Source organism: Streptomyces sp. WAC04114, assembly GCF_019733245.1.
In the GTDB taxonomy this organism is placed as follows: Bacteria; Actinomycetota; Actinomycetes; order Streptomycetales; family Streptomycetaceae; genus Streptomyces; species Streptomyces massasporeus_A.
The window spans coordinates 1-13179 of record NZ_JAIGQA010000006.1 but is presented as its reverse complement, the minus strand read 5'-3'; the positions used below and the strand labels follow the sequence as shown (position 1 = coordinate 13179).

Here is a 13179-nt window from a genome sequence, read left to right as displayed (position 1 = left end):
GCCCGCGGGTAAGAGCCGCCGACCCCGTGGTTCGGCAGGTGCGGCGCTGGGGCCTTCGTCAGCGCCCGCGGCGGATGCGGATGGGGCCGCGGGCCTCGGCTTGCGTGACGGGGTGGCCGGACTGGGTCACCTCGGCCTTGCCGGCCGCCGCCAGGCTCCACGCCGCTCGGCGGGCCGGTTCCATCAGGGCTCGCCAGCCCTCGTCGTCGCCTTCGTAGGCCTCGCGGGCGGCGTCGGACGGACAGATCGACGACGTGGCCGCACGCCGCTCCAGCAGGGCCATGATGACCTGCTCCAGCCGCTGGGTGAGCTGCCGGTCCGTCTCCGCCATGTCATCCAGTGTGGCACCGTTCGACGGGGCGGTAGCCCCGGCAGGAGAGTTCGGGGGTGGGTTTCCCCCTACCACCTCCCATGTCTCAAAGTCATCAGCAAGGGATCACCGGGTCCTAGGCTCGGACGCGTCTTGTGATCTCGAAGGAGCCAGAACAGCTGTGACTGACGGACGAGTTGTTGTCGTGACCGGTGGAGGCTCGGGTATCGGGGAGGCCACCGCCCGGCTGTTGCGCGAAGCAGGTCACCATGTGGTCGTCTCGGGCCGGCGGAGCGAGCCGTTGCGGCGTCTCGAGCAGGAGATCGGGGTACTTGCGCATCCCTCCGACGTGCGGGACCCGGAGGCCGCCGACGGTCTCGTCCAGGCGGCCCTGGACGCGTACGGACGACTCGACGGACTCGTGCTCAACGCGGGCATCGGGCGCGGCGGGACCGTGGGCGACCTGTCGTTGGAGGACTGGGACGAGGTGATGCGCACCAACGTCACCGGTCCGCTGCTGCTTCTGCGCGCCGCGATCCCGCACCTGCTGGAGGCGAGAGGGGCCGTGGTCGCCGTGGCCTCGGTCTCCGCACTGCGCAACGGTACGAGCAACGCTCCGTACGCCACGTCCAAGGCGGCCCTGCTCCAACTCTGCCGTTCCGTCGCCGTCGACTACGGGCGTCAGGGGGTGCGGGCCAACATCGTGTGCCCGAGCTGGGTGCGAAGCGAGATGGCCGACCGCCGCATGGCACGCTTCGCCGCCGAGGCGGACCTGCGGGGTGAGGGCGTGGACGGCGCCTACGAGGAGGTGACCGGGCTTCTTCCGCTGGGGCGTCCCGGTGAGCCGCGTGAGATCGCGGAGACCATCAGCTGGCTGCTGTCCCCGGCGGCGTCCTACGTGAACGGCGCCGTGCTCACCGTCGACGGCGGTGCGACGGCCCTGGACCCCGGGACGCTGGCGTTCGAGTTCCGTGTCGCGCCCCGCCACGACGAGGCGCCCGGCACTCCTCGATAGCGGCCCGGATCCCCGACTGTCGTGCCGCCCGCCCGGTCAGTCACGGTGGGTCGGTGCCACGGCGTCGACGGGCTCGTCGTGCCGGGGCAGCGCGTCCGTCATCGACGGCCACATCCGGGCGATCCCCAGCAGTGTCGCGGGGCTGCCGTGCTCCACGCCGGGCAGGGGGCGGGGGACGGACGGGGGCGCGCCGACGAGCTTGGCCCGTCGGGCCTGGCCCAGCGCGCCGGCCAGTGCGGCGTCGGCGAGGCGATGCTCCGGCACCCCTGCCCGCCGGGCATGCCGGTGCGCCTCCTCATAAGCGCCGGGCTGGACGAATCTCTGCAGATCCAGCAGCGCGTCATAGGTCTCGATCGTCTGCCGGTGAGCCTGCAGCGCCAGCGGGGAACGCGGCCGCAGAACCTCCCGCAGCCTGGTCCGCTGCGGGCTGGAGAGCGCTACCTGGGGCACCGCCAGAACAAGATCGCGCCACAGTGGCCACAGACGCCAGGTGACACGCAGGGCGTTCCATGACCGGACGAGAGCGGTCGTGGTGGGGACGAGCAGCGATGCCGCCCTGATGCAGCCGTGGACGCCGATGATCAGGGACAGGTGGGGGAGCATGGCGGAGGTGCCGCCGTAGAGGTGCCAGAGGTAGCCGCACCAGAAGACGAGCGCGAGGACGCTCCCGGCGGCGAACAGCCGCAGCGACCAGACGAGATCGCGGTCCCCGGTACGCAGGCTGTACGACCAGCAGACCACGAGCGCGACGGCGTCACCGACCAGGTGGGCCACGATGAGGATCAACCAGTAGGAGAACGCCGGGTCGGCCGGCCCCTGGACGGATGTGACGCTCTCGCGCGGGTGATCGGCCTGCAGCAGGTCCAGGGCGACCAGCGCGCCCATCACCGTTGCCAGCCCGGCCGCCACGGTGAGACGCAGGCGACGACGCACCCGGGTGGAATCGACCATGAAGAGCAGGACCAGCCCGGCACTGAGGACGCCGATCAGGTTCCTGGTCAGGGCGACCGTGTGGAGCTCCACGCCGGCGTGCGTGAGCCGGCCGACGATCTCGGGCTGGAAGAGCGTGATGGCGATGGCCGCGGCCAGGACCGTGAGCCACAGTCCCCGCTGGTGCGGCTGGCGCAGCGCGGGCCGGGCACGGAGGACGAGGGCGAACCACATGGTGACGATGCTGAGGAGCCCCACCTGGGTCGCCAGCTCAGAGGCCGACATCGTCCGTCACTCCCAGGAACGCGCCGAGACGGCCGAGAGAGCCGGCCACCGGGCCGGTCTTCCCGGCGCTCTGTATCAGGCTGGCGATCATCTCGGCTTCTTGTTCCTCGGCGGTCGTGTAACTGGTCCGAGCCATCAGGCGTTTCACGAGATGGGGCTGCAGACCGCTGAGGAGCTGGTCCGTCAGCTCGTCGCCCGGGTCCGTGATCCCCCGGTGGTGGTCGCACAGGACGTGGCCGATCTCGTGCAGGATGATGTGCTCCCGGTGGAGCGGCGCGGTCCGGGCTTCGTAGAAGACGTAGTCGGCGTCGTCGGTGCCCAGCCAGAGGCCGCAGGCTCCGGCGATCGCTGCCTGCTCGGGCAGTTCCTTCAGAACCAGCGGGCGGCCTCTGAGTTCCTCCACCCGCTCACGGATCGCGTCGAAGGACAGGGACCGGTTCACCCCGAGATCACGCAGGATCGCCGCACACTTGCGTTGTAACTTGACGTATTCCCCCGTTCTTCTCACCTGCTGTCACCCCCGTCCCGGATGACGGAAACGCGAAAGTCGCCTGAGCGCTTGCATGAGCGGGCTTCGTCCCTCTCGCTCTCACTGGTCGTGGCTGCCCCGGCTTTCCGCATGGTGTCACCGGCCGGGACGCTGGTGTCTCCCTGCGGAATCGGATTCGTCGGACATCGCGTTCACGAGTGCGAGAAGGGCGTCGAGCCCTGCCTCCGACAGCCCGTCGGCGCGGAAGGCCAGCGTTCGTACCTTGCTGTTGCCCAGGGCGACGGCGAACTCCATCTGGCGCCTCACTCTCTCGGAGACCTCCTCGTCGGTGAAGTAGTCCGGCGTGACGCCGAAATGCTCCGCCAGCACCCGGAGGTGGTCGCGTGTCACGTTCCGCTTCCGTCCCGTCGCCAGCTCCCAGAGGTAGGTGGCCGAGAATGTCCGCCCCGTGCTCTGGCGGATCTCCTCCGCGATCTTGCTGTAGGGAGGACGGCTGCCCCGGTAGTAGGCGTTGATGATGTCTTCAAGCCGTCGAGCCAGGGACGACGGGCCTGCCGTGCCGATGTCGCCGTTGCTGCTGCTGGCCAAGTCTCCAACTCCCGGGCGCGATATCACGTCTGTGTCCAGCGGACAGGACAGGACACCCAACTTACGCAGCGACCCGCCGACTTGCCCACTCCCACCGGGCACGCGACGGCACCTTTGGCTCAAAAGCCCTCTCGAGATCCATCCTGTGCCGTGCCCGGGGCGCCAGGGACCCCAGCGGATCGGTTGACACCCTTTCATCCGCTGAGTACGGTCCCCGAGTGAGTGCTTGCGTCGCACCAGTGAGTCCGGCAACGGCCGTGCCGGGCATGGCTGTTCGTGGCCTCACGGTGCCCGCTGGGCTGTCTCCGCCAGGGCCTCGGCCTCGTGGGTGCGTCGGGTGCCGGCGGTGAACTCGCGCGTGTACGTCGCCTCGTCCATCGTGGCGCGCAGGCGGGCCGCGATGCGTTCCACGTCGCCCCGTTCCGCCGGGGGATGCGGGGCGCCCGCCCGTTCCCGGGTCGCCGCCGCCGTGCCGAGGAGGCGGGCCGCGCGGTGCGGGGCGCCTGCCAGGGAGTACGCGCCCGCCAGCCCTTCGAGGGCCAGGGCGACCGAGCGGGGGTCCTTGGTCGTCGCGGCGGCGGCGAGGCCGTCCCGGTGATGGGCCAGGGCCCGGTCGGCATCGCCGCGCTGCTCGGCGATGAAGCCCAGTTCGGCCAGCACCAGCGCGAGGCCGGGGCCGTCACCGCGGCGCCGGTTCCAGGCGAGCCAGGGACGCAGCCACTCCTCGGCGGCGTCGAGGCTGCCCTGGCGGCGGGCGCTCAACGCCAGCCCCAGCGCGGCGAACTGCTCGGCCGGCTGGTTGCCCTGCCCGACCGCGATCCGCAGGGCCCGTCCGTGCAGATCGTCGGCCTCGTCGTAGCGCTGGGTGAGCAGGGCGATCCTGCCGAGCCCCGACAGCTTCGTGGACATCTCGGGCCAGGTCTCCAGGGCCTGGGCGATCCGCAGGCTCTCCCGGTGCAACTGGGCCGCGAGGTCGTAGTCGCCGTTGATCTCGGCGAGCCTGCCGAGCACGTCCGTCGTCTTCAACCGGCCCCACAGATCGCCCAGTTCGGCGAAATGGGCGCGGGCCTCCTCGGCGTTGCCGCGCAGCGACTCCAGGTCCCCGCGGGCCAGGGCGAAGCAGGCGCGGGTGGTCAGCGCGGCGGCGGTACCCCACGCGTCGCGCAGGGTACGGAAGCGGACCAGGACGCGCTCGACCCGCTGCTCACCCTTGACCAGGGCCCCCACCGTCCACTGCGCGTGCGCCAGGAACCACTGCGCCCTGGTCGACTCCAGGGTGGACTCGGGCGGGTACTCCTCCAGGACGGCACACTCCCGGTCGTGCTCGCCGAGCAGCAGCCGGATGCCCGTGTACCAGAACTCAGCCTCCACGCGCTCCTCGGGCGCGGCCTCGCCCGCCGTGTCCAGGGCCGTCGCCAGCGCCCTGCGGGCCTCGCCCAGCCGGCCGCGGACATACCAGTACCAGGTCAGCGAGTTGACCAGGCGCAGTGCCTCCTGCGCCGCCCCGGCCCGGTCGGCCTCGGCCAGCGCGCGCTGCACATTGGCCGCCTCCAGGTCCAGGTACTGGAACCAGCGGGACTGCTCCCGCTCGTGCAGATGCGGCCTGGCCCGCTCGGCGAGACGGACGCAGTGGCGCAGGTGACGGGCGGCGGTCGCGGCGTGCTCTCCGGACTCGGCGAGCCTGTCACGCGCGTAGACCGCGACCGACTCCAGCAGCCGGTAGCGCGGGCCCTGCGGTCCTTCGGTGCGGACGGCCAGCGAGCGCTCCACGAGCAGGCTCAGCGCGTCGAGGACGTCGGCGGGTGACACGCCGCCGCCCGAGCACACCTCCTCCGCGGCCCGCAGCCCGCACCCCTCGCCGAACACCGACAGCCGGCGCAGCACGGTCCGTTCGCGCTCGTCGAGCAGACCCCAGCTCCAGTCCAGCGTGGCCTGCAGCGTCCGGTGGCGTGACGGGGCGTCCCGGTAACCGCTGTTGAGGACCTTGAAGCGGTCGTCGAGCCGGTCGTGCAGCTCCCGGATGCCGAGCGACCGCACGCGTGTGGCGGCCAGTTCCAGGGCGAGCGGGATGCCGTCGAGGCGCCGGCACACGTCGGCGACCAAGGGGGCGGTGGTGGCGTCGAGCACGAACTCCGGGTCCGTCGCCCGGGTCCTGTCCACGAAGAGACGTACGGCGCCCGCACCCGTCAGGGCATCGAGGTCCGGGTGGTCCTCCGGGGGCAGCGCCAGCGGCGACACCGGGTACACCGTCTCGTCGCGGGTGCGCAGGGGCTCCTGGCTGGTCGTCAGGATGTGCAGGTGCGGGGCCCGGCCCAGCAGCAGGCCCGCGAGGTGCGCGACGCCCTCCACGACGTGTTCGCAGTTGTCCAGCACGAGCAGCAGCCGCCGCCCGGCCAGAGCGTTCGCCAGGCGGTCCGCCGGGCCCCTCGCGTCGTCGTCCGAGGTGTTCTCCCGGATGCCCAGCGTCGCCATCACCCGCTCGGCCAGCGCCTCCGCGCCGGCGAACCGCTCCAGGCCCCCTCCGTCCGCGAGCTCCACGAGCCAGGTGCCCTCGCCGAACGCGCCCGCCAGACTCTCCGCCGTCGCCTGGGCGAGCCGGGTCTTGCCGACGCCGCCCGGGCCGGTGAGCGTCACCAGGCGCCGCTGTAAGAGCAGGGCCCGGACCGCCCGCAGGTCCTGCTCGCGGCCCACCAGGGGCGAGGCCGAACCGGCGGGACCCGGACCCGCCTGCGCCCCCGCGGCGGGCGCCGACGGCTCCGGTCTCGCCAGGGCCGGGTCGTGGCGCAGGATGGCCTGCTGCAGCGCATCCAGGGACGGGCCGGGGGTCAGCCCCAACTCCTCGTCGAGCCGGCGCCGCAGATCGTTGAAGCAGTCGAGCGCGTCGGAGGAACGCCCCGCCTGGTACAGCGCCCACATCAGCGCGCCCCGCAGCCCCTCGCGCAGCGGATGCTGCTCCACCAGCTCCGTCAGCTCGCCCACCAGCAGACTGTGCTCACCCAACTCCAGGCGCACCGCGGCGTGTTCCTCCACCGCCGTCAGGCGCTCCTCCTCCAGGCTCGCCGCGGTCGGCCGCACGGACGGCTGGTCGGCGAACTCGGCGAAGGCCGGCCCGCGCCACAGCGCCAGCGCCTCCGTGTACAGCGCCGCGCGCGTCACCGGGTCCGCGCCGGACCTGGCCCGGGCGACCAGTTCGCGGAACCGCCCGGCGTCGAGCGCCGCGGCCGGGACGTCCAGGACGTATCCGGGCGGCCGGTGCGCGATCAGTTCACGGCCGCCCCTCTCCGCGTCCTCCAACGCCCGCCGCAACTGGGAGACTTTGGCCTGAAGCGACGCCGTCGGCCGGGCCGTGAACGTCGAGCCGCCCCACAGGCCCTCGATGAGCCGCGCCGTCGGGACGACCTGCCCGTGGTGGGCGAGCAGATCGGCGAGGAGCATGCGCACCTTGACTTCGGGTACCCGCACGACACGACTCTCGTCCGTGCGCACCTCCAGCGGCCCCAGCACCCCGAATTCCATGATCTCAGCGTAACCGGCCGACGACCGGCGCGACGTGGCACGAAAAGGGCTCGGCCACCCGCCCCGAAGGGCGCCCCGCAGCGTTTCCGAAGTCGTCCGAAGCGAATCCGAAGGGGCATATGCCAGGGTTCCCCCAGGAATGCGGTTCGGCGCTGGGGCGGAAGGGCGGGGGCAGGTGGCCGAGAATGAACGACTGCGGCTGGCGATCATCATCGGCAGCATCAGGAAGGGCCGGTTCGGGCACGTCGCGGCGGAATGGCTGGCCTCGCGGGCCCGGTTGCGGCCCGACTTCGACGTGGACGTCATCGACCTCGCCACGGCCTGGCTGCCCGACGTGATGTCCGCCGACCCGTCGGCACCCCGGCCGCAGGCCGTCAAGGACCTCGCGCCCTGGCTGCGGGCCGCCGACGCGTTCGTGGTGGTCACCCCCGAGCACAACCAGACCTTCCCGGCGTCCCTGAAGAACGCCATCGACTGGTACGACACGGAATGGCACGCCAAACCCGTCGGATTCCTCTCCTACGGCGGACCCTCCAGCGGATTGTGCGCGGTGGCGGCCCTGCGCCAGGTCTTCGGCGACGTCCACGCCGTCCCCGTGCAGGAGACCGTGAGCTTCCACAACTACTGGGAGCGGCTCGGCCCCGACGGCACCCTGGCCGCCTGCGACGACTGGGACGTGTCGGCCCGGCTGATGTTCGACCGCCTCAGCTGGTGGGCCGGTGTACTGCACCGGGCCCGGGCGGAGCGCGGCTACCACGTACCCCAGGTGAACAGACAGGAGCGCAACGCGCCATGGACGGCCAGTGGTTCCGACGTTTCGCCGATCCCGAGCCCGACGCTCTCCGGCTGATCTGCTTCCCGCACGCCGGGGGCGCGGCCAGCGCGTACCAGCCGCTGTCCCGGCGGCTGCGACCGCACATCGAGGTGCGGGCGGTGCAGTACCCCGGCCGCCAGGACCGCCGGCTGGAGACGCCGGTGGCGGACATCGGGCAACTCGCCGCGGTCGTCGCCGGGAAACTGCAGGACGACGAAACGGCGGCACCCTTCGCGTTCTTCGGCCACAGCATGGGCGCGCTCGTCGCCTACGAGACCGCCCGGATCCTGGAGGAGCGCGGCGCCCCGTCGCCCCGCAGGCTCTTCCTGTCGGCCCGGGGTGCGCCGGGGCCGCGGCGCAGTCCGCACGACGTCCTCCCGGACGACGACGCGATCCTGACCGCCGTACGCCGGCTCGGGGGGACCGGCGTGACCCTGCTCGACGACCCCGAGCTGGTGGCAATGGTGCTGCCGGCTCTGCGAGCGGACTACGCGGCCCTCGCCACGTACTCCTGGACACCCCGGGAGCCGCTGCACACGCCGGTCACCGTGCTGTGCGGCGACGCCGACCCGGTCGTCTCCGTCGAGGAGGCAACCGGCTGGCGGGAGTTCACCCGCGCCGGGACCGAAGTGCGGGTCTTTCCCGGCGGTCACTTCTATGTGGACCAGCGTCGCGACGACGTGGCCGAGGTGGTACTGCGCGGCGTCCGCTCGGCGAGCGCCGCTCGGGCGGGCAACGACGCCTGCCATGACTGATCACGGGTGTTCGACGTACGGGGGTAGGCGTGGAATTCAAGGTTCTCGGGCCGCTCGAGGTGGTGAGCGGCGGGCGCAGTCTGCCGCTGGGCGGCGTCAAGCAGAGAGCGGTCCTCGGACTGCTCCTCCTCCACGCCAACCAGGTGGTCGCCACCAGCCAGCTCCTGGAGGCCCTGTGGCCCGAGGACGCGAGGCCGGTCACGGCCCGCAAGATGGTGCAGAACGCCGTGTGGGGGCTGCGCGCCCTGCTGGAGAGCGGGAACGGCGAGCAGCACGCGGCGCCCCGACTGCTCACCCGGGCACCGGGATACGTCCTGCGCGTCGACCCCGAGCAGCTCGACGCGACCCGTTTCGAGCGTGCCGTAGCCGCCGGCCGGGCACGCCTGGACGCGGGTGAGGCGGCCGAGGCCGCCGAGCTGCTGGGGGAGGCCCTGGCGGAATGGCGTGGCTCGGCCCTGTCCGACCTGGCCGAACAGGGCGTGGAGTGGGCCGAGTTGACGGCACTGCGGCAGCTGCGCCTGGACGCCATGGAGGACCGCTTCGAGGCGGAACTGGCATGCGGCCGGCACCACGCCGTGCTCGGTGAACTCACCTCCCTCGCCGAGGCCGAGCCCCTGCGGGAGCGGCTGTGCGGGCAGTTGATGCTCGCCCTGTACCGCTGCGGGCGGCAGGCGGAGGCGCTGAGCGTGTTCAGCAGGGTACGGCTGGCCCTGGTGGAGGAGTACGGACTGGAGCCGTCCGCCGCCCTGCAGACCCTGCAGCATCGCATCCTGCGCCACGACCAGGCGCTGGCCTCGCCCACGCAGGGCCGCGCGGAGCCGGGCCTCCCCGAGACGAGCGCCCCGGGACGCCCCGCGGACGAGGAGACGGGCGCCGCGTGGGCCCCGGTCCGGATCACCGCGGACACCGGGATTCCCGGGGCGGCCGGTCCGGACGTCAGGGCACCGGAACCCCTGCGGGCGCCGGCCCTGCTGTCCGTCGGAGCCGCTGAGAGCGGGAACCGACCCGGTGCGGAGTCCACATACGGCGTTGTGGAGAGCGCCGAACGGCCGGGCGCGGCAACGGGATTCGGCCTCCCCGGAGGCGGCGCCGTCGCCGAGCGGCGGGACGTGTGCGTGCTCGTGGTGTGCACCGAGTCCGCCGGGGACGCGGCGGCCATGGGGAGCGAACAGCTCGACACCTCCCTGCACGACGCGGTCACGGTGCTCACCGAGAGCGTCGAGGACCGCTCCGGGACGGTCGTCGGCTCCATGGGCGGGCTGTGCGCCGCGCTGTTCGGGCTGCGGTCCGAACGGCCCGAGGCGTCGCTGAACGCGGTGCGCGCGGCGTTCGCGGCCCGTGACCGGCTGGCCACACGGGCGGGCATGGTGATGCGGGCCGTGGTGATCTCCGGCAAGGCGATCGTGCGGCACGACCCGCACGACCCGAGCGCCGCCGTCTCGGTGGTGGGCACCCTGCTCGACAAGGCGCACGCGCTGCTCTCCGGCGTCCCGGAGGGCGAGCTCTACGTGAGCGAGGACGTGGCCGGCGACACCGGCACGTGGGTGAGCTACGACGAGACGACCCGCGCCGCCGACGGCGCCCCCGGCATCCGCAGGGCCCGTGCCCTGCACCCGGACGAGCCCGCCGGGCACGGCACCGACACCCCGCGCCGGCCCGAACTCGCCCTGCTGGAGAACCTGCTGGAGTACTCGCGCCACCATGGTGTGCCCTCCCTGCTGACGGTGCTCGGCGATCACGGGGTCGGCAAGTCCCGCCTGCTCGCCCAGTTCGAGCACCGCGTCGCGGGCGACGCCGACGGCGTCCGGGTCGTACGGCCGCGCGTTCCCAGGGGCGGCCAGGACGCCGCGGGTGTCGCGGCGGCGCTGCTGGAGGCATGGGCGCCGCGGCACGGGGCGCGGCACGACCCGCCGGAGCAGCGGATCAGGGCAGTGGTCCGCTCCGCCGTCGAGTCCGACGTGGACGCCGCGCGGCTGCTGCGCGTGCTGTGCCCCGCACCCCACACCGGCCTGGCCGGACGCGGGGCCGACCTGCTCGCCGCCTGGGGCGAGGTGATCGAGCACGAGGCACGCCACCGCACCGTGGTGCTCTGCCTGGACGACCTGCACCTCGCCGACGACGCGGTGCTGGACTGGGCGGAGAGCCTGGGCGGCGCGGGCACCGGGGCGCTGCTGGTCGTCGCGTGCGGCCACTTGGACCTGCTGCGCCGCAGGCCCATCTGGGGCAGTGCCTGCGAGCACGCCGGCCGGCTGACCCTGCCGCGCCTGCGCGAGCCGGCCGCCGCTCCACCGCCCCGGCGCACGCTGCCCTTCCTGGACTGCCGCCCCCGCCGCCAGGAGGAGCGGGCGCGGCCGTCCGGCCGGATCCACGCCGGGTTCCGGGGCAAGGCACCCGAGCCGGTCGACGTCCGACCCGGGCGACGGGCGGTGTGAGGACGGGGGCGGTCGTGGCGCGGGGATGACCGGGTCGAGGAGTGGCGAATGGGTGGCGTGTGGGCGGGACTTGGTGAGCTGTCCGTATGGACATCGCATCCCCACAGACCCGCCGTCCCGCGCACGCCTCACCCCGCCCCGGGCGCGGATCCGCCGCCGAGATGGACACCCCGATGGCCGTCTTCGTCGGCGAGCGGTTCGCCGCGGCCCTGCACGAAGGACTGAGCCGGGCCGGCCGCCCCCGGCAGACCGGCCCGGCGCGGCCGGGCGACGCCGAACCTCTCGCCCGCCCGCCCGGGCATACGGTGGCACGGCAGGACGCCCTGCTCGCCGAGCACGCGGCGGAGATACTGGCCCGCTTCGGCGTGGGGCTCCGGGCCGTGCCGGGCGTCACCGCGGCGGACCGGGCCCGGATGACCGCGTGGGCGCGGCGCGTCCTCGAAGGCACCGGGCACGCCGGCCCGGTGCGGGCGGGCGGGACGGCCCCCTGGGCGGCCATGGCCGGGTCCCTGCTGGTCGAATCGGCCGCGGACGTCCTGCCCGACGGGTCCGTGGACGGCACGCGCGCCCTGGGCGCCCTCGCCCGTGCCATACGCCTCAGCGGCACGGGCGGGACGCGCTCAGGCGACCTCGGGCTCCCGGACCGGCGGAAGCAGGGACTCCAGTAGCCGGTCCAGGGCGTCGCCCGTCTCCGGGCTGAGGCTGAGGGTCACCGTGCGCGGATGCGCGGTGGCCCAGCCCGGCCGCCGGTCCGGCAGCCGGGAGTCCGCGCCGACGACGGTGAGCAGCGGCACGCCCGCGTGGGTCTGCGTGAGCCGCTCCACCATGTCCAGCAGTGTGTCGTCGGCGTGCTGGAGGTCGTCCCAGATCAGCACCAGCGGCTGCTCGCGCGCCGCCCGCGCCAGGAACGCCCCCCAGGCCCGGAGCATCTCGCCGGGCGTCTCCCGCTCGTACGCCGACCGTTGCGGCGACAGCAGCCGGGCCAGGGGCGCGTACAGCTTCACAGCGCCGGCCGCGTCGCCGCCGAGCCGGTTCAGGGTGGCCCGCAGCCGCACCGCGGTGTGGGGCTCGGAGCAGTCGGGGTCGATGCCGCAGTAGGCGGCGAGGATCTCCGCCGGCACCGACAGGGCGGAATCGGTGTGCGGCGCCGGAACCGTGCCGGCCAGCACCCGAACCGGGCCGCCGTGGCTTTCCTCGACCCGCCGCTGAAACTCCATCAGCAGGCGCGTCCGGGCCCGGCCGGACCCCTCGATGAGGGTGATCAGATGCGCTGCCGAGCGCTGCCGGGTGTGCGACAGCGTGTGGTGCATCAGCTCCAGCTCGCTGCCGTGGACGGCGGCGCCCGCCGGGCCCCACGCCAGGTCCGTGACGTCGTCGTTCAGGGCGTGCAGCTCCCACGGGGCGAGGGCCGACGCGCAGGCACGCCGGAACGTCGCCGCCCGCTCGACCTGCCGGTGCGTCTCCTCGCAGACGTGGATCTCCCCGGCCTGCACATGCGCCAGCATCGTCCGGCAGGTGTCGACGAGCCTGCCGCCGCTCCAGGGCGGCGGCGGGTCGTCCGAGGACCGGGGCGGCAGCAGGGCCTCCCCGGACGCCACGGCCGCGTGCACGGTGAGGCCGCGCACGGCGGCCTGCGGCGGTGCGAGCGTGCCGGTGGGGACGCTGAGGCTGTAGCGGACGGCGGCCGCGGTGCGCACGGCACGCTCGGCCCGGTCGGCCGCGTCCGCCCCTTCGGCGAACACGGAGAGCACCGTCGAACCGAGCATGGCCGTGACCCGGCCGCCGTGGAGTTCGGTCTTCTCCCGGGCGATCTGGGTCAGCGCGTCGACCACCCGGTCCCGGTCCTCGGCCAGCACCCTTCCCAGCTCCGCACCGAGCCCGAAACGGAACATGACCACGCTGGCGGTACGGGACGCGTGCCGGCCGTTCCCGACCGCGCACCGCGGGCGGCGCGCCCCGTGCGCCCGGTCGAACGTCCCGCCGAGCCTCTCGCCCTCGAAGCACCAAGGACGCCCAGGACGCCAGAGGTTCTCGAGGCGCCCAC

11 protein-coding genes are annotated in these 13179 nt (G+C 73.5%); 5 read left to right on the top strand and 6 right to left on the bottom strand.

The window, feature by feature from the left end; all coding sequences use genetic code 11:
- Nucleotides 1-58: 58 nt before the first annotated feature.
- A complete protein-coding gene (locus tag K4G64_RS03385) occupies nucleotides 59-331 on the bottom strand; it encodes a DUF3253 domain-containing protein (RefSeq protein ID WP_221754504.1) in 273 nt (90 codons plus the stop codon).
- Nucleotides 332-491: 160 nt separating this feature from the next.
- On the opposite strand from K4G64_RS03385, the gene K4G64_RS03380 reads away from it, so the two are divergent.
- The gene (locus K4G64_RS03380; RefSeq protein WP_221754503.1) at nucleotides 492-1325 is read left to right on the top strand and encodes an SDR family NAD(P)-dependent oxidoreductase; all 834 of its coding nucleotides are present in this window, start codon (nucleotides 492-494) and stop codon (nucleotides 1323-1325) included.
- A gap of 36 nt (nucleotides 1326-1361) precedes the next feature.
- Here K4G64_RS03380 and K4G64_RS03375 read toward each other — a convergent pair whose 3' ends face one another.
- The 4 genes from K4G64_RS03375 to K4G64_RS03360 form a co-directional block, all read right to left on the bottom strand.
- Entirely contained in the window at nucleotides 1362-2540 is a 1179-nt protein-coding gene (locus K4G64_RS03375) for an MAB_1171c family putative transporter (protein ID WP_221754502.1), read from the bottom strand.
- Complete coding sequence (locus K4G64_RS03370) at nucleotides 2527-2982, bottom strand: regulator component (protein WP_308122203.1); 456 nt, start codon at nucleotides 2980-2982, stop codon at nucleotides 2527-2529. The genes K4G64_RS03375 and K4G64_RS03370 overlap by 14 nt, the downstream gene beginning before the upstream one ends.
- A 183-nt stretch (nucleotides 2983-3165) precedes the next feature.
- Entirely contained in the window at nucleotides 3166-3618 is a 453-nt protein-coding gene (locus K4G64_RS03365; protein ID WP_221754500.1) for a hypothetical protein, read from the bottom strand.
- 282 nt (nucleotides 3619-3900) lie between these two features.
- Nucleotides 3901-7134 (bottom strand): BTAD domain-containing putative transcriptional regulator, encoded by a 3234-nt coding sequence (locus K4G64_RS03360; protein WP_221754499.1) that lies wholly within the window; start codon nucleotides 7132-7134, stop codon nucleotides 3901-3903.
- 175 nt (nucleotides 7135-7309) lie between these two features.
- Between K4G64_RS03360 and K4G64_RS03355 the strand changes: the two genes are divergently transcribed.
- The 4 genes from K4G64_RS03355 to K4G64_RS03340 all read left to right on the top strand — a co-directional run bounded on the left by K4G64_RS03355 (nucleotide 7310) and on the right by K4G64_RS03340 (nucleotide 11803).
- Complete coding sequence (locus tag K4G64_RS03355) at nucleotides 7310-7984, top strand: NAD(P)H-dependent oxidoreductase (protein ID WP_308122202.1); 675 nt, start codon at nucleotides 7310-7312, stop codon at nucleotides 7982-7984.
- Nucleotides 7927-8703, top strand: coding sequence for a thioesterase II family protein (locus K4G64_RS03350; protein WP_221754497.1), 777 nt, complete (start codon nucleotides 7927-7929; stop codon nucleotides 8701-8703). The genes K4G64_RS03355 and K4G64_RS03350 overlap by 58 nt, the downstream gene beginning before the upstream one ends.
- Nucleotides 8704-8732: 29 nt before the next feature.
- Nucleotides 8733-11135 carry a BTAD domain-containing putative transcriptional regulator gene (locus K4G64_RS03345; RefSeq protein WP_221754496.1) on the top strand — a complete coding sequence of 801 codons (2403 nt, stop codon included), beginning with the start codon at nucleotides 8733-8735 and terminating at the stop codon, nucleotides 11133-11135.
- A gap of 86 nt (nucleotides 11136-11221) precedes the next feature.
- On the top strand, nucleotides 11222-11803 hold the full coding sequence (locus K4G64_RS03340; protein WP_221754495.1) for a hypothetical protein: 582 nt from the start codon (nucleotides 11222-11224) through the stop codon (nucleotides 11801-11803).
- Here the strand turns inward: K4G64_RS03340 and K4G64_RS03335 are convergent.
- Nucleotides 11756-13179, bottom strand: a 1424-nt coding sequence (locus tag K4G64_RS03335) for an AAA family ATPase (RefSeq protein WP_374206351.1), incomplete at its 5' end; no start/stop codon positions are given. The two genes, K4G64_RS03340 and K4G64_RS03335, sit on opposite strands and share 48 nt — an antisense overlap.